General features: G+C 53.9%; 15 protein-coding genes. 11 read left to right on the top strand and 4 right to left on the bottom strand.

The genetic code is table 11. From position 1 onward, the window contains the following. The first annotated feature begins 113 nt into the window (after positions 1–113). The 5 genes from UR504_RS13985 to UR504_RS14005 all read left to right on the top strand — a co-directional run bounded on the left by UR504_RS13985 (position 114) and on the right by UR504_RS14005 (position 4,096). A complete protein-coding gene (locus UR504_RS13985; RefSeq protein WP_274240420.1) occupies positions 114–557 on the top strand; it encodes a PTS sugar transporter subunit IIA in 444 nt (147 codons plus the stop codon). Positions 558–637: 80 nt separating this feature from the next. Further along, positions 638–910 carry a PTS sugar transporter subunit IIB gene (locus UR504_RS13990; RefSeq protein WP_003861447.1) on the top strand — a complete coding sequence of 91 codons (273 nt, stop codon included), beginning with the start codon at positions 638–640 and terminating at the stop codon, positions 908–910. Positions 911–931: 21 nt separating this feature from the next. Then, entirely contained in the window at positions 932–2,323 is a 1,392-nt protein-coding gene (locus UR504_RS13995) for a PTS ascorbate transporter subunit IIC (protein WP_115875900.1), read from the top strand. After that, on the top strand, positions 2,320–3,150 hold the full coding sequence (locus UR504_RS14000) for a transketolase (protein ID WP_302235938.1): 831 nt from the start codon (positions 2,320–2,322) through the stop codon (positions 3,148–3,150). Before UR504_RS13995 ends, UR504_RS14000 begins: the two co-directional genes overlap by 4 nt. Continuing rightward, positions 3,143–4,096 (top strand): transketolase family protein, encoded by a 954-nt coding sequence (locus tag UR504_RS14005; protein ID WP_302235936.1) that lies wholly within the window; start codon positions 3,143–3,145, stop codon positions 4,094–4,096. Before UR504_RS14000 ends, UR504_RS14005 begins: the two co-directional genes overlap by 8 nt. Positions 4,097–4,168: 72 nt before the next feature. Here UR504_RS14005 and pta read toward each other — a convergent pair whose 3' ends face one another. Then, complete coding sequence (gene pta, locus UR504_RS14010; protein WP_045327913.1) at positions 4,169–6,310, bottom strand: phosphate acetyltransferase; 2,142 nt, start codon at positions 6,308–6,310, stop codon at positions 4,169–4,171. A 76-nt stretch (positions 6,311–6,386) separates the two neighbouring features. Beyond that, a complete protein-coding gene (ackA, locus tag UR504_RS14015; protein ID WP_063145415.1) occupies positions 6,387–7,589 on the bottom strand; it encodes an acetate kinase in 1,203 nt (400 codons plus the stop codon). Positions 7,590–7,926: 337 nt separating this feature from the next. On the opposite strand from ackA, the gene yfbV reads away from it, so the two are divergent. The 4 genes from yfbV (at position 7,927) to UR504_RS14035 (ending at position 11,547) form a co-directional block, all read left to right on the top strand. Next, positions 7,927–8,382, top strand: coding sequence for a terminus macrodomain insulation protein YfbV (gene yfbV, locus UR504_RS14020; protein WP_023312543.1), 456 nt, complete (start codon positions 7,927–7,929; stop codon positions 8,380–8,382). A 91-nt stretch (positions 8,383–8,473) separates the two neighbouring features. Further along, positions 8,474–8,968 carry a YfbU family protein gene (locus UR504_RS14025; RefSeq protein ID WP_023617380.1) on the top strand — a complete coding sequence of 165 codons (495 nt, stop codon included), beginning with the start codon at positions 8,474–8,476 and terminating at the stop codon, positions 8,966–8,968. 11 nt (positions 8,969–8,979) lie between these two features. Further along, positions 8,980–9,639: a sugar phosphatase gene (locus tag UR504_RS14030; protein ID WP_115875897.1), complete on the top strand. Its 660-nt coding sequence runs from the start codon at positions 8,980–8,982 to the stop codon at positions 9,637–9,639. Positions 9,640–9,714: 75 nt separating this feature from the next. Continuing rightward, positions 9,715–11,547, top strand: coding sequence for an SLC13 family permease (locus tag UR504_RS14035; RefSeq protein ID WP_302235932.1), 1,833 nt, complete (start codon positions 9,715–9,717; stop codon positions 11,545–11,547). Positions 11,548–11,601: 54 nt separating this feature from the next. On the opposite strand, the gene yfbR is transcribed toward UR504_RS14035, so the two are convergent. Then, the gene (yfbR, locus tag UR504_RS14040) at positions 11,602–12,201 is read right to left on the bottom strand and encodes a 5'-deoxynucleotidase (protein ID WP_010433329.1); all 600 of its coding nucleotides are present in this window, start codon (positions 12,199–12,201) and stop codon (positions 11,602–11,604) included. A 94-nt stretch (positions 12,202–12,295) separates the two neighbouring features. Then, positions 12,296–13,510 carry an alanine transaminase AlaA gene (alaA, locus tag UR504_RS14045; protein ID WP_008500204.1) on the bottom strand — a complete coding sequence of 405 codons (1,215 nt, stop codon included), beginning with the start codon at positions 13,508–13,510 and terminating at the stop codon, positions 12,296–12,298. A gap of 937 nt (positions 13,511–14,447) precedes the next feature. On the opposite strand from alaA, the gene lrhA reads away from it, so the two are divergent. Continuing rightward, positions 14,448–15,386 (top strand): transcriptional regulator LrhA, encoded by a 939-nt coding sequence (gene lrhA, locus UR504_RS14050; RefSeq protein ID WP_111965271.1) that lies wholly within the window; start codon positions 14,448–14,450, stop codon positions 15,384–15,386. A 630-nt stretch (positions 15,387–16,016) separates the two neighbouring features. Continuing rightward, on the top strand, positions 16,017–16,457 hold the full coding sequence (nuoA, locus tag UR504_RS14055; protein WP_014171000.1) for an NADH-quinone oxidoreductase subunit NuoA: 441 nt from the start codon (positions 16,017–16,019) through the stop codon (positions 16,455–16,457). Positions 16,458–16,460 lie beyond the last annotated feature (3 nt).

Consider the following 16,460-nt stretch of genomic DNA (forward strand, 5'->3'; position numbering starts at 1 on the left):
CACATTTCTGCATGTTAACGATTGGTAGCGCTATCTTTGTGATCCCGATCGCAGTCATCCAGCGATGTGTTGAATAAAGTTTGCTCATCTTTAGCGTGTAGCGGGAGTAAAAAGTGCTCAAAAAATGGATATATGATACAACCATCACGCTGCAGGAGAGCGTGGAAAACTGGCCGCAGGCGCTGGAGCTGTGCGCGAAGCCGCTGCTGGATTTGCAGGTGATTGAGCCTGAATACGTCACGGCCATCATTCAGCAGCATCACACGTTAGGACCTTATTATGTGCTGGCACCAGGGCTGGCGATGCCGCATGCGCGGCCGGAGGAAGGCGCCAAAGGACTGGGGTTGTCGTTATTAAAACTAAAACAGGGCGTCTCGTTTGGTGCCGGTGAGTTTGACCCTGTCGACGTCATTATTATGCTCGCGGCACCCGACAAAAATAGCCATATCGAGATGATCTCGTCGCTGGCAGAGTTATTTTCCAGCGACGAGGATATGGAGAAACTGCATCAGGCGAATACGCGGGAGGAAATTAAAACAATTATTAACCGCTTCTGATTTAATTCTTTAATCCGGTTTTTCACAACATTACGCGTCAGCGTGATGGGGCGTACTCTACTCAAAATAAGGGGACAACAATGAAAATCATGGCTATTTGCGGTTCTGGCCTGGGCAGCAGTTTTATGGTCGAAATGAATATAAAAAAGGTGCTCAAAAAGCTGGAGATTGAGGCTGAGGTTGAACATTCCGATCTCTCCTCGGCCACGCCGGGCGCGGCCGATCTGTTCGTGATGGCAAAAGACATTGCGGCCAGCGCCAGCGTGCCGGAAAGCCAGCTGGTGGTGATCAACAACATCATCGACATCAACGAACTTGAAGCGCAGCTGCGCGCCTGGTTCGAAAGACAATAACCCTGATAAGGCGAGGTGGATATGTTTATCCTTGAAACGCTGAATTTCGTTGTTGATATTTTAAAAGTCCCTTCGGTGCTGGTCGGTTTAATTGCGCTTATTGGTCTGGTTGCGCAGAAAAAAGCGTTTTCGGACGTGGTGAAAGGAACCATTAAAACTATTCTGGGCTTTATTGTGCTGGGCGGCGGCGCCACGGTGCTGGTCGGGTCATTAAATCCGTTAGGCGGTATGTTCGAACACGCCTTTACGATTCAGGGCATTATTCCAAACAATGAAGCGATTGTCTCCATTGCGCTGGAAAAATACGGTGCAGCGACCGCGCTGATTATGGCCTTCGGCATGGTGGCGAATATTATCGTCGCGCGCTTTACTCGCCTGAAGTACATCTTCCTGACCGGGCACCACACGTTTTACATGGCGTGCATGATTGGCGTGATCCTGACGGTAGCAGGCTTTGAGGGCGTGGGTCTGGTCTTTACCGGCTCGCTGATCCTCGGCCTGATCATGGCTTTCTTCCCGGCGATTGCGCAGCGCTACATGAAGCGCATTACCGGCAACGATGAGATTGCCTTCGGCCACTTTGGCACGCTGGGCTACGTGCTGTCGGGCTGGATTGGCAGCAAGGTCGGCAAAGGCTCCCGCTCAACCGAAGAGATGAACCTGCCGAAGAATCTGAGCTTCCTGCGCGACAGCTCGATCTCCATTTCCCTGACCATGATGATTATCTACCTGATCATGGCGGTGAGCGCCGGGCGCGAGTACGTCGAGGCTACCTTCAGCGCCGGCCAGAACTACCTCGTCTACGCCATCATCATGGCAATCACCTTTGCGGCGGGGGTGTTCATTATCCTGCAGGGCGTACGCCTGATTCTGGCAGAAATCGTCCCGGCCTTTACCGGCTTCTCGGAGAAACTGGTGCCGAACGCGCGTCCTGCGCTGGACTGCCCGGTGGTGTACCCCTATGCGCCAAACGCGGTGCTGATTGGCTTCCTGTTCAGCTTCCTCGGCGGGATTGTGGGGTTGTTCATCTGCGGTCAGTTTAGCTGGGTGCTGATCCTCCCGGGCGTCGTGCCGCACTTCTTCACCGGCGCAACGGCGGGCGTGTTCGGTAACGCCACCGGTGGACGTCGCGGGGCGATGATCGGTGCGTTTGCCAACGGCCTGCTGATTACCTTCCTGCCGGTCCTGTTGCTGCCGGTACTGGGCGCCATTGGTTTTGCCAACACCACCTTCTCGGACGCCGACTTCGGCGCGGTCGGGATTGTGCTCGGCAACCTGGCGCGCTTCCTGTCGCCGCTGGCCATAACCGGGCTGGTCGTAGCGCTGTTTGCGCTGCTGGTGGCGTACAACATCTTCGCGAAAAACAAACCTGCAGGCGGTAACGCGCAGGAAAACACCGGAGCCAAATCATGAATGAGAAAGAGATAACCGAACTCGCGCGTCAGATCCGTCTTGAGACGCTGAAGTCGCTGACGCAGCTGGGCTTTGGACACTATGGCGGCAGCATGTCGGTGGTTGAAACGCTGGCCGTGCTCTACGGCGCGGTGATGAAAATCGACCCGGCGGATCCGGACTGGCCGGAGCGAGACTATTTTGTCCTGTCGAAAGGCCATGCGGGCCCGGCGCTCTACAGCACGCTGGCAATCAAGGGCTACTTCCCGGTGGAAGAGCTAAGCACGCTAAACCAGAACGGCACGCGCCTGCCGAGCCATCCGGACCGCCTGAAAACGCGCGGCGTAGATGCTACCACCGGTTCGCTGGGACAGGGGATTTCCATCGCCGGCGGTATGGCGCTGTCGCACTGGCTGGCCGGGCGACCGAATCGGGTCTTCTGCATCGTCGGCGACGGCGAGCTGAACGAGGGGCAGTGCTGGGAAGCATTCCAGTTTATTGCTCACCATCGCCTGAACAACCTGACGGTATTTGTCGACTGGAACAAACAGCAGCTCGACGGCGAGCTGGACGAGATCATCAGCGCGTTCGACCTGGAGGGGAAATTCCGCGCCTTTGGCTTTGACGTGGCGACGGTGAAGGGGGACGACATTCCGGGTCTGCTGGCAGTGACGTCGCGGATCCGGGCAGCCGATGCGCGTCCGTTAGTCGTCATCCTCGACAGCATCAAAGGCCAGGGGGTGCCGTATCTGGAGCAGCTCAGCAACTCGCACCACCTGCGATTGACCGCGGAGAGCAAAGCGGCCCTCAACGAGACGATTCGCCAACTGGAGGCTTCACATGATTAAGGTTGCACCGGCAGGACAGAAAGACGCCGTTGAGATGCGTAAGGTCTACGCTGGCTTCGTGGCAAAACAGATTGAGTCCGGAAGTGACATCATTGCGCTCGAAGCAGACCTGATGAGCTCGATGGCGATGGACGGCGTAGCGCGAGATTATCCGCAGCACGTGATTAACTGCGGCATTATGGAGGCCAACGTCATCGGCACGGCGGCGGGGCTGTCGCTTACCGGACGCAAGCCTTTCGTTCACACCTTCACCGCCTTTGCCAGCCGCCGCTGTTTTGACCAGCTGTTTATGTCCCTGGACTATCAGCGCAACAACGTGAAGGTGATAGCGTCGGATGCGGGCGTGACGGCCTGCCACAACGGCGGAACGCATATGTCGTTTGAGGATATGGGCATCGTGCGCGGGCTGGCGCATTCGGTGGTACTGGAGGTCACCGACGCGGTGATGTTCGAGGACGTGCTGCGACAGCTTATCGATCTCGACGGCTTCTTCTGGGTGCGGACCATCCGTAAGCAGGCACCGAGCGTGTATGCGCCTGGCTCGACCTTCACCATTGGCAAAGGCAACGTGCTGCGCGAAGGAACCGATATTACCCTGATTGCCAACGGCATCATGGTGTCGGAAGCGCTGGAAGCCGCGCGCCAGCTTGAGCAGGAGAGCGTCAGCGCGGCGGTCATCGACATGTTTACCCTGAAGCCTATCGACCGGATGCTGGTGAAAAACTACGCCGAGAAGACCGGGCGCATCGTCACCTGTGAAAACCACAGCATTCACAACGGCCTCGGGTCGGCGGTGGCGGAAGTGCTGGTGGAAACCTGCCCGGTGCCGATGCGGCGGGTGGGCGTTAAGGAGCGTTACGGCCAGGTGGGGACGCAGGATTTTCTGCAGAAAGAGTATGGCCTGACGGCACATGACATTGTATCGGCGGCGCGCGAGCTGCTGTAAATAAAAAAGGCGACCGGTTAAGTGGTCGCCTTTCTTGCCCGGTAAGCGCTAGCGCCACCGGGCTTTTTAACATTACTGCTGCTGCGAAGACTGGATCGCCGTCAGCGCGATGGTGTAAACGATATCGTCTACCAGTGCGCCACGAGACAGGTCGTTCACAGGTTTACGCATGCCCTGCAGCATTGGCCCGATGGAGATCAGGTCGGCAGAACGCTGTACCGCTTTGTAAGTGGTGTTACCGGTGTTCAGATCCGGGAAGATGAACACGGTAGCGCGGCCTGCAACCGGCGAGTTCGGCGCTTTAGATTTTGCAACGTCAGCCATAACCGCGGCGTCGTACTGCAGCGGGCCGTCGATCATCAGATCAGGACGTTTTTCCTGCGCAATACGGGTCGCTTCACGCACTTTCTCTACATCGCTACCTGCACCTGAGGTGCCGGTGGAGTAGGAGAGCATAGCCACGCGCGGCTCGATACCGAAAGCGGTCGCGGAGTCTGCGGACTGGATAGCGATCTCGGCCAGCTGTTCTGCAGTTGGATCCGGGTTGATCGCGCAGTCGCCGTAAACGTAAACCTGTTCAGGCAGCAGCATGAAGAACACGGAAGAAACCAGAGAGCTGCCTGGCGCGGTTTTGATCAGCTGCAGCGGTGGACGGATGGTGTTCGCCGTGGTGTGAACCGCACCGGAAACCAGACCGTCAACTTCGTCCTGCTCCAGCATCAGCGTGCCCAGCACTACGTTGTCTTCCAGCTGCTCGCGCGCAACGGCTTCGGTCATGCCCTTGCTCTTACGCAGCTCAACCAGACGGGCAACGTAGCTTTCGCGAACCACTTCTGGGTCAACGATTTCGATGCCAGCGCCCAGCTCAACGCCCTGAGATGCCGCTACGCGGTTGATCTCATCCGGGTTACCCAGCAGCACACAGGTCGCGATGCCGCGCTCTGCACAGATAGCCGCTGCTTTAACGGTACGTGGTTCATCGCCTTCTGGCAGAACAACGCGTTTGCCCGCTTTGCGCGCCAGCTCGGTCAGCTGGTAACGGAATGCTGGAGGAGACAGACGACGGCTGCGCTCGGAGGTCGCAGTCAGGGATTCGATCCAGTCTGCGTTGATGTAGCCCGCAACGTATTCCTGAACTTTCTCGATACGCTCGTGGTCATCAACCGGCACTTCCAGGTTGAAGCTCTGCAGGCTCAGGGAGGTCTGCCAGGTGTTGGTATTCACCATGAAGACCGGCAGGCCGGTGGCGAACGCGCGTTCGCACAGCTTGCTGACGCGTGGGTCCATCTCGTAGGCACCGGTCAGCAGGATCGCACCGATTTCCACACCGTTCATCGCGGCCAGGCAGGCTGCAACCAGCACGTCTGGACGGTCTGCGGAGGTCACCAGCAGGGAACCTGCGCGGAAGTGTTCCAGCATGTGCGGAATGCTACGCGCACAGAAGGTCACGGACTTCACGCGGCGGGTGTTGATGTCGCCTTCGTTAACGATGGTGGCGTTCAGGTGACGCGCCATGTCGATTGCACGGGTGGCAATCAGATCGAAGCTCCATGGCACCGCGCCCAGAACTGGAAGCGGGCTGGATTCCTGCAGCTTAGCCGGGTCAACTTTGATGACTTTCGCTTTGGAAGAGTCGTCGAAGATCTCGGACAGGTCAGGGCGAGTACGGCCCTGCTCATCCACTGGCGCGTTCAGCTTGTTGACGATCACGCCGGTGATGTTGGTGTTTTTCGCGCCGCCGAAGCTGCTGCGCGTCAGCTCGATACGCTCGTTCAGCTGCTCTGGGGTGTCGGTGCCCTGAGACATCACGAAAACGATCTCTGCGTTCAGGGTTTTCGCAATTTCAAAGTTCAGAGACTGAGCAAACTGATGTTTGCGGGTTGGAACCAGACCTTCTACCAGCACCACTTCCGCGTCTTGCGCGTTAGCATGGTAGTTGGCGATGATCTCTTCCATCAGCACATCTTTCTGGTTGCTGGAGAGGAGAGATTCAACGTGGCTCATCTTCAGCGGTTCGGCCGCTGGCAGATTGGAGTTTTTGCGCACGATGGTGGTGGTCTGGTCTGGCGCATCGCCACCGGCACGTGGCTGGGCGATTGGCTTAAAGACGCTCAGACGAACGCCTTTGCGTTCCATAGCACGGATAACGCCAAGGCTGACGCTGGTCAGGCCGACGCTGGTTCCGGTAGGGATCAGCATAATAGTACGGGACACGGTTTATCCTCTTTCGTTACCACCTCGATTGGGCGGGTTACAAAACAGCACCGCCAGCATTGCTGGCGGTGTGGAATCAGGCAGTCAGGCGGTGCGCGTCTTGCGCGATGACCAGCTCTTCGTTAGTTGGGATTACGAGAGCAGGGCGGGTGCCTTCTTTGTTGATGAAGCCAGACTTGCCGAAGCGGGCAGCCAGGTTACGCTCGTGATCAACCTCAAAGCCCAGAACGCCCAGTTTGCCCAGGGACAGTTCACGAACCATTGCCGCGTTCTCACCGATACCACCAGTGAAGATAACCGCGTCCAGACGGCCTTCCATCAGCGCAGTGTAAGAGCCGATGTACTTCGCCAGACGGTGGCAGTAAACGTCCATTGCACGTTTAGCGTCTTCTTTCTCTGCGTAGTTGTCTTCAACGTAACGGCAGTCGCTGGTGACTTCGGTCAGACCCAGCAGGCCAGACTCTTTGGTCAGCATTTTGTTGATCTGGTCAACGCTCATGCCCAGGGTGTCATGCAGGTGGAAGATGATTGCCGGGTCGATGTCACCGGAACGGGTACCCATCACCAGACCTTCCAGCGGGGTCAGACCCATGGAAGTATCAACACATTTACCGTTGCGGATAGCCGAAACAGAACCACCGTTGCCCAGGTGGCAGGTGATGATGTTCAGTTCTTCAACCGGCTTGTTCAGGACTTTTGCGGCTTCCTGAGTCACATAGAAGTGGCTGGTGCCGTGCGCGCCGTAACGACGTACGCCATGTTCTTTGTACAGGCTGTATGGCAGGGCATAGAGGTAAGACTCTTCCGGCATGGTCTGATGGAACGCGGTGTCGAACACGGCCACGTTTTTGTCTTTCAGATTCGGGAAGGATTTCAGTGCTTCAGCGATACCGATCAGGTGAGCTGGGTTGTGCAGCGGTGCGAAGGACGCAGAGTCCTTGATGCCCTGGATCACAGATTCGTCGATCACCACGGAGCTGGTGTATTTTTCGCCGCCGTGGACGATACGGTGACCAATCGCAGTCAGCTGAGCAGACAGTTCTGGTTTTTGTGCCAGAATAGTGTTAACGATAAAGTTCAGCGCTTCACTGTGAGCGGCGCCTGCACCTAAAGCCGCTTCTTGTTTGCTGCCGTCCATCTTCCACTTGATGCGTGCTTCAGGCAGATGGAAACATTCGGCCAAACCAGAGAGGTATTCGTCACCGTTGAGCGCATCGATGATGGCGAATTTCAGTGAGGAGCTACCGCAGTTCAGAACCAGTACTAACTTACTCGACATGGAAGTACCTATTATTGATACGTGGCTAAAAAAACGTCAGTGAGTCTAACAGCGTAACGCATGATGACTCGGACATTTATGATTAACATCATGCCAAACGAACATTGTGGCATGATGGAAGAAATAACTATGATTTTATGCCATTTTGCACAATTTTCAGCCAATGGCATAATATGCAATAATTTGACGAGCTAATGATTCTCGTCTATGGCCCTATCAGGCTGGCACAGGATACCCGATACGGGGTAGAGATGACAAAATATTTTGAACGTTGTCATAGCTTGTTGTGGTTTTGCACGAAAATTTTAATTTTTATATGTGAAGTTGAGGTACAGCCATGTCGACACCAGAGAACCCGTCCGTAAATTTCTTCAGTCTGTTTCGTCGGGGACAGCATTATGCAAAGACGTGGCCAATGGAAAAGCGCCTTGCGCCGATGTTTATTGAGAATCGCACCATCCGCGCCACGCGCTATGCGATTCGCTTTATGCCGCCTGTCGCTGTCTTTACGCTGTGCTGGCAGATTGCGCTGGGTGGGCAGCTTGGACCTGCCGTCGCCACGGCGCTCTTCGCATTAAGCCTGCCGATGCAGGGCCTGTGGTGGTTAGGTAAACGGTCCATCACGCCACTTCCACCTTCTATTTTACACTGGTTTTATGAAGTGCGCGGTAAGCTGGAAGAGGCCGGTCAGGCGCTCGCCCCGGTTGAAGGCAAGCCGGATTACCAGGCGCTGGCGGACACGTTAAAGCGTGCTTTTAAGCAACTGGATAAAACATTCCTCGATGATTTGTGATTGATCATCGAAACGACGACGAAAAGAAGGCACAGTAACAATCAGTTACCGTGTCTTTTTTTTAAGTGCAATGCGCTACAGGAGTCGAAAGATGGAAATGACCCATGCTCAACGTCTGATTTTGTCTAACCAGTACAAGATGATGACTATGCTTGATCCCGATAACGCTGCGCGCTACAGCCGCCTGCAAACCATCGTCGAACGCGGCTTTGGTTTGCAAATGCGTGAACTGGACCGCGAGTTTGGCGAGCTGAAAGAAGAAACCTGCCGCATCGTGATCGACATTATGGAGATGTATCACGCTCTGCACGTGTCATGGACGAATCTCAAAGATCGGCAGTCGATTGACGAGCGCCGCGTGACCTTTTTAGGCTTTGATGCCGCAACGGAAGCGCGTTATCTGAGCTATGTTCGTTTTATGGTGAATACGGAAGGGCGTTATACCCACTTTGACGCGGGCACCCACGGCTTCAACGCGCAGACCCCGATGTGGGATAAGTATCAGCGCATGCTGAGCGCGTGGCATGCCTGTCCGCGTCAGTACCATTTAAGCAGCAACGAAATTCAACAAATCATTAATGCCTGACGGAGGTGCGTGTGCAGTGTAGAGGTTTTCTGTTTGATCTGGACGGTACGCTGGTGGACTCGCTGCCGGTTGTTGAGCGTTCATGGTGCCATTGGGCTGACAGACATGGCATCGACCATCAGGACGTGCTGAATTTTATCCATGGCAAACAGGCCATTACCTCGCTACGGCACTTCCTGGCCGGACGCACTGAGGACGAAATTCAGGCGGAGTTCAAATACCTGGAGCATATTGAAGCCACCGATACTGACGGCATCACCGCATTACCGGGCGCGCGCGAACTGCTTGAGCATTTGAACGAGGCGCAGATCCCGTGGGCTATCGTCACCTCCGGTTCCGTACCGGTTGCCCACGCCCGACACAAGGCGGCAGGGTTGCCGACGCCTGACGTGTTTATTACGGCGGAGCGCGTGAAGCGGGGTAAACCGGAACCTGATGCATTTTTACTGGGCGCTGAACTGCTGGGCCTCGACCCGGCAGAGTGCGTGGTGGTGGAAGATGCGGCGGCTGGCGTACTGGCCGGGCTGAACGCAGGGAGCCACGTCATCGCCGTTAACGTTCCGGCGGGATCTCCCCGCCTGGAGGAGGCAGATTTGGTGCTCGATTCACTGACGGCACTGGCTGTTTCAAAAGCCTCTGATGGTGTTGTAACCGTCTCGCTAAAAATGTAAACCCATGATATAGCCCCACGCTGATGGGGCTTTTTTATGGCAAAATTTCTCATCTCCCACTGACAAGGACATGTTGTGAACGGTGAACTGATTTGGGTCCTGAGCCTGCTTTTAATCGCCATCCTTCTTTTTGCAACGGGCAAGGTACGCATGGACGCCGTCGCCTTGTTTGTCATCGTCGCGTTTGTGCTGAGCGGTACGCTCACGCTGCCGGAAGCCTTCTCCGGGTTTAGCGATCCCAACGTTATCCTGATTGCAGCCCTGTTTATTATTGGTGATGGGCTGGTGCGCACCGGCGTGGCGACCATTGTGGGGTCGTGGCTAGTGAAAGTGGCGGGCAGCAGCGAAACCAAAATGCTGATCTACCTGATGGTGACCGTCGCCGGACTGGGGGCGTTTATGAGCTCCACGGGCGTGGTCGCCATCTTCATCCCAGTGGTGTTGAGCGTTTCCATGCGGATGCAGAGCTCGCCGTCGCGCCTGATGATGCCCCTGAGTTTCGCCGGTTTGATCAGCGGAATGATGACGCTGGTGGCAACGCCGCCGAACCTGGTCGTCAACAGCGAGCTGATCCGGGAAGGATTTGAGGGCTTCAGTTTTTTCAGCGTCACCCCGCTTGGGCTGGTTATTCTTGTAATGGGCGTGGTCTACATGCTGCTGACCCGTTTTGCCCTTAAAGGTGAAAGACAGGACAAAAATAAAGAAGGATGGAAGCGACGCACCTTCCGCGATTTGATTAAAGAGTACCGCCTTACCGGGCGCGCGCGCCGTCTGGCTATTCGCCCCGGCTCGCCGATGGTTGGGCAGCGGCTTGATGATCTGAAACTGCGTGAGCGCTATGGCGCGAATGTGATTGGCGTAGAGCGCTGGCGACGTTTTCGTCGAGTGATCGTTAACGTCAACGGGGTGTCGGAATTCCGCGCGCGTGACGTCCTGCTGATTGATATGTCAACCGCGGACGTGGATCTGCGCGATTTTTGCAGCGAACAGCTGCTGGAACCTATGGTGCTTCGCGGGGAGTATTTCTCCGATCAGGCGCTGGATGTCGGCATGGCCGAGGTGTCGCTGATCCCGGAGTCGGAACTGTTGGGTAAAACCGTGCGGGAAATGGGATTCCGTACCCGCTATGGCCTGAATGTCGTGGGGCTGAAGCGCGATGGCGTGGCGATGGAAGGGGCGGTAGTCGATGAGCCGATCCTGCTGGGCGACATCTTCCTGGTTGTCGGTAACTGGAAGCTGATAAGCCAGCTCGGGCAAAAAGGGCGTGATTTTGTGGTGCTCAACATGCCTGTTGAGGAGAGCGACGCGTCGCCTGCGCACAGCCAGGCGCCTCACGCTATTTTTTGTCTGGTGCTGATGGTGGCGCTGATGCTGACCGATGAAATTCCCAATCCGGTCGCGGCAATCATCGCCTGCCTGTTGATGGGTAAATTCCGCTGTATTGACGCCGAAAGCGCCTATAAAGCCGTTCACTGGCCGAGCATTATTCTCATCGTCGGGATGATGCCTTTCGCCCTGGCGTTGCAAAAAACCGGTGGCGTGGATCTGATCGTTAAAGGCTTAATGGACGTCGGCGGCGGGTATGGGCCGTACATGATGATGGTCTGCCTGTTTATCATGTGCGCCACCATCGGTCTGTTTATCTCCAACACCGCGACGGCGGTACTGATGGCGCCTATCGCGCTGGCGATGGCAAAGTCCATGGGCGTATCGCCGTACCCGTTTGCGATGATGGTGGCGATGGCCGCTTCCGCGGCATTTATGACGCCGGTCTCTTCACCGGTGAACACGCTGGTGCTCGGGCCCGGGAACTATAAGTTCAGCGATTTCGTGAAGCTGGGCGTGCCGTTCACCGTGCTGGTGATGGTGGTGTGCGTGGTATTGATACCGGTCCTGTTCCCGTTTTAAGCGTGAGCGCAGAAACGTAGGCCGGGTAAGGCGAAGCCGCCACCCGGCGAAAAATTACAACGGTGAATCCTGGCTGATCTCATCCAGAGACAGATGGAAGCTCGGTACAAACACCTGCATAAAATAATCCATCTCTTCGCTGCGGCGGGATTCCAGCGTTTTTTCCAGGCGCGTTTTTGCCAGTAAAAATTCGTTATTCCCTGCGGACAACTCTTCGAGACACTTCAGATAGGCGCAGAGCGCGTCGGCCTGTTTGACCAGCGACTTTTCATCTTCCGTGTACTGATGCTCATCGATGAGCGGCTCAAAGATGTCGCGCAACTCATCCGGCACCATGTCGATCAGCTTCTGCTGGGCAATCTTCTCGATGGCCTTATATTCCTGCGCAATTTGCGAGTTGAAATATTTCACCGGCGTAGGCAGGTCGCCGGTCAGCACTTCTGACGCATCGTGGTACATCGCCAGCAGGGCGATGCGCTCTGCATTGACCTGACCGTTGAATTTGCGGTTTTTAATGGCGGCCAGCGCGTGAGCGACCATGGCAACCTGCAGGCTGTGCTCTGACACGTTCTCTGTGCGCACGTTGCGCATCAGCGGCCAGCGGTTGATGAGTTTCAGGCGGGAGAGGTGGGCAAAGAAATGACTCTGACTCATAGGATACCTTTTGTCTTCACTGCGACAGGCGTTCATTGTGCGGGGAGGGGAGGGAAGATGCAAATCAGGCTACCGAAGTAGCCTGATTTTAAGATTACTGATGGTATCCAGAGAGGAAGCGACCAAAGCGGCTGATGGCCATTTCGAGGTCATCTTCGCGCGGCAGCGTCACGATGCGCACATGATCCGGCCACGGCCAGTTAAACGCCGTGCCCTGGACCAGCAGCACTTTTTCCTGCAGCAGGAAATCAAGCACCATTTTCTGATCATCGTGAATATTGAAGCGCTTCGCGTCAATTTTCGGGAACATATAGAGCGCCCCATTCGGCTTCACGCAGGAAACCCCCGGAATATCGTTGATCAGCTCCCACGCGCGGTTACGCTGTTCGTACAGGCGTCCACCGGGCACGATGAACTCGCTAATGCTCTGATAACCACCCAGCGCCGTCTGGATTGCGTGCTGCGCCGGAACGTTGGCACATAAACGCATGGAGGCCAGCATCTCCAGCCCTTCAATATAGCCTTTGGCGTGCTTTTTCGGACCGTTTAATACCATCCAGCCCTGACGGAAACCGGCCACGCGGTAGGTTTTAGACAGGCCGTTAAAGGTGACGGTCAGCAGATCCGGGGCCAGCGCTGCGATTGAGTGGTGCTGTGCCGCGTCGTACAGGATCTTGTCGTAAATTTCGTCGGCAAAGATGATCAGGTTGTGCTGGCGGGCGAGCTCGACGATCTCCATCAGCAGCTCTTTTGAGTATACCGCACCCGTTGGATTGTTCGGGTTAATGATCACGATGCCGCGCGTGCGGGGCGTGATTTTTGCGCGAATATCATCGAGGTCCGGGAACCAGTCGGAGGACTCGTCGCAAAGATAGTGCACGGCCTTACCGCTGGACAAGGATACTGCAGCCGTCCACAGCGGATAGTCCGGTGCGGGAACCAGCATTTCGTCACCGCTGTTCAGCAGCGCCTGCATCGCCTGCACGATCAGTTCGGAGACGCCGTTGCCAATATAAATATCTTCAACGGTAACATCACGCATGCCGCGTGCCTGGTAGTGTTGCATGATAGCTTTACGTGCGGAGTAAAGTCCTTTTGAATCGCAATAGCCTTGTGCAGTAGGAAGGTTGCGGATCACATCAACCAGAATTTCATCCGGCGCTTCAAAACCAAATGGCGCAGGGTTACCAATGTTGAGTTTAAGAACCTTATTGCCTTCCTCTTCAAGGCGTTTTGCCTCTTTCAGAACCGGGCCGCGGATGTCATAACAGACGTTATCTAGCTTGCTGGATTTTTCGATAGGGGACATGAACCTTTAACCTTTTCGCTATTATTGCCACTCCCTGCCGTGGAAGTCAGCACGGAATAATGTACTCCCCCCTCGCTTCGTTTTGAAGGGTGTGCAGTAGAAGATTTTGTGCCGGCAGCAAAAAATTGATAAATCTTTTTCGCTGCACATTCGCTTTTATACTGGCTTAAAGTTGCACTTACGGTACCAGGATGGGGCGAATGTGCTATTAATTTGTCAAAATACTGTATATTGTGCTGAATAAAATAAGTGGTGAGCCGGACGACGGTAGCAATCACCCTGAGTGACTTTTCGTAAATCCTGAGTGCTTGAGGAATGTTCCTGTAAAAGCATAATGTGGCTAAAAGTTACTCATGTGAAATTAATGTTAAGTGCCATTAATGAATGGTCTTAATCTAAATTAAAATTTATTTATTATTAACCTATAAAATGCAACTTTAGTTAATTTTAATAAAATTAGTTTAGAAGCTTAACATTCTTCTTTAATCCTCAATATTGCAATAAGACTTATAAATAAAGTGGATTTGGGTTAAGATGTCTTACAGGAAAGCAGGGGGCAGATACACGGTTTTTGTATATCTGTAACTGATTTTCCGAATTAATTGATTGTTATTGTTGGAGTTATCTCTGGCTGGAATGTGTCGAACATCTCCTGCTACGTTGACAGCGCTGCGATAAAGATGGCAGAAAAGGTGTTATACCTTTAATGTAATTTACATAAACCTGCGAACATCTAAATATCCTGAACGTTTAAGAGAATAAAAATAACGTCATGAAACGTGCTTTCTGACTGTTGATATAAAGCAGCACAATAACTATCTGTCAGGCAGTCTGCCGGGCCGGGATGCGAGGGAAAACCTTCAGAGGGAATTGCTTAACTGTTACACACAGCTTCAACCCGGGCAGCTCCGCACGAGCAACCTGAAAGTGAATAGATATGATAAATGCAAATCGTCCGATAATGAATCTCGACCTCGATCTGCTGAGAACGTTTGTTGCGGTCGCCGATCTCAACACTTTTGCAGCAGCTGCTGCCGCCGTTTGCCGAACTCAGTCCGCCGTCAGCCAGCAAATGCAGCGGCTGGAGCAACTGGTTGGTAAAGAGCTTTTTGCGCGTCATGGGCGTAATAAGCTCTTAACGGAACACGGTATTCAGCTTCTGGGTTATGCCAGGAAAATTCTTCGCTTTAATGATGAAGCATGTATGTCATTAATGTTTAGCAACCTACAAGGGGTGCTAACGTTAGGCGCATCTGATGAGTCAGCGGATACAATATTGCCGTTTCTTCTCAATCGTATCAGTTCGGTTTATCCGAAGCTTGCACTGGACGTTAGCGTAAAGCGTAATGCTTTTATGGTTGAGATGTTAAATGAGAATAAAGTCGACCTGGTGGTGACTACGCATCGTCCCGGGCAGTTTGATTGCCTGACGCTGCGTACATCGCCTACGCACTGGTATTGCGCAGCCGAATACGTGCTGCAAAAAGGGGAACCGGTGCCACTGGTCTTACTGGATGACCCGAGCCCGTTCCGTGATATGGTGCTCACGGCGCTGAATGAGGCCAACATTCCGTGGCGTCTGGCGTATGTGGCTTCCACGTTGCCAGCGGTCCGTGCAGCCGTGAAGGCCGGTCTGGGTGTAACGGCGCGTCCGGTAGAGATGATGAGCCCCGATCTGCGCGTTCTGGGAAAATCCGATGGCCTGCCTGCGCTGCCGGATACGGAATATCTGCTCTGCCACAATTCGTCCAGCCATAACGAGCTGGCAAAGGTGGTGTTCGACGCGATGGAAAACTACCATAACCCGTGGCAGTTCGAGCGCGTTACCTCCGAAGGGGGGGATGATTCCCTGATCGTTGAAGGGGATTTTGAGTGATCGCCTGCTCAAAATTCTGGTAACAAAATGTAAGTGTAAAAAAAGGCCACTCGTGTGATTTTCGCATGCAGTGGCTTTTTTTTAGCAATAATATCCGCTTATAGCATATGGATTTTCAGGATACTCTATATTTATCAATAAGCTAAATGATTTTGCTTACATATTGTCCGTTTTCCGTTCTAACTTCATCCATATCCCTCTCATGTTAAAAAAACAGGAAATATGTTGCCGTTTTCCTGGTTGAATTAACAAAAGCGTGTCACAGATCAAGAAAATACTCCTATTTGGGGGGAGGAATCGTTGGCAAATCCTGTCAAAATAGGAGGGTTATTTTTTTTACTTCCGAAACGGACACGATTCAACAACATACATTTGACGGAAAGTCATGCACCCACCAGGGTTAAAGGGCACCAAATGTTAATGAGAATCGCTCGATGTAATTTAATGTGAAGAAACCTTTGTTAAAGTTGACAATAGGTTATAGAAAGGAGTAAAAAACCCCATCATTTTGCTGTCTACGTCTCATTTCTGACAGTTAGTGTAAGGTTATTTGTTCCTCCCCATGAATCGATGTGATGCCCATCTGCCAGCAAGAGCAGTGTCGTTGGTATCACTTTTGATGAGTAAGCAATGAGTATGTCAACATCCACAGAAGTCATCGCTCATCACTGGGCATTCGCAATCTTTCTTATTGTAGCCATTGGCCTGTGCTGCCTGATGCTAGTCGGCGGCTGGTTCCTGGGCGGTCGCGCCCGTGCAAGGCACAAAAACACACCTTTCGAATCAGGTATTGATTCAGTAGGTTCCGCTCGCTTACGCCTGTCTGCCAAGTTCTATCTGGTAGCCATGTTCTTCGTCATCTTCGACGTGGAAGCGCTTTACCTTTTCGCATGGTCAACGTCCATCCGCGAAAGTGGTTGGGTGGGCTTTGTCGAGGCCGCAATTTTCATTTTAGTGCTACTGGCCGGTCTGGTTTATCTGGTGCGTATTGGCGCGCTTGACTGGACGCCTGCGCGTTCACGTCGTGAACACATCAACCCGGAAAACAGTATCTCTAATCGTCAGCAGTAACAG

The sequence above is a fragment of the Enterobacter sp. 241F3 genome (genome assembly GCF_034106785.1).
Lineage (GTDB): Bacteria > Pseudomonadota > Gammaproteobacteria > Enterobacterales > Enterobacteriaceae > Enterobacter > Enterobacter vonholyi.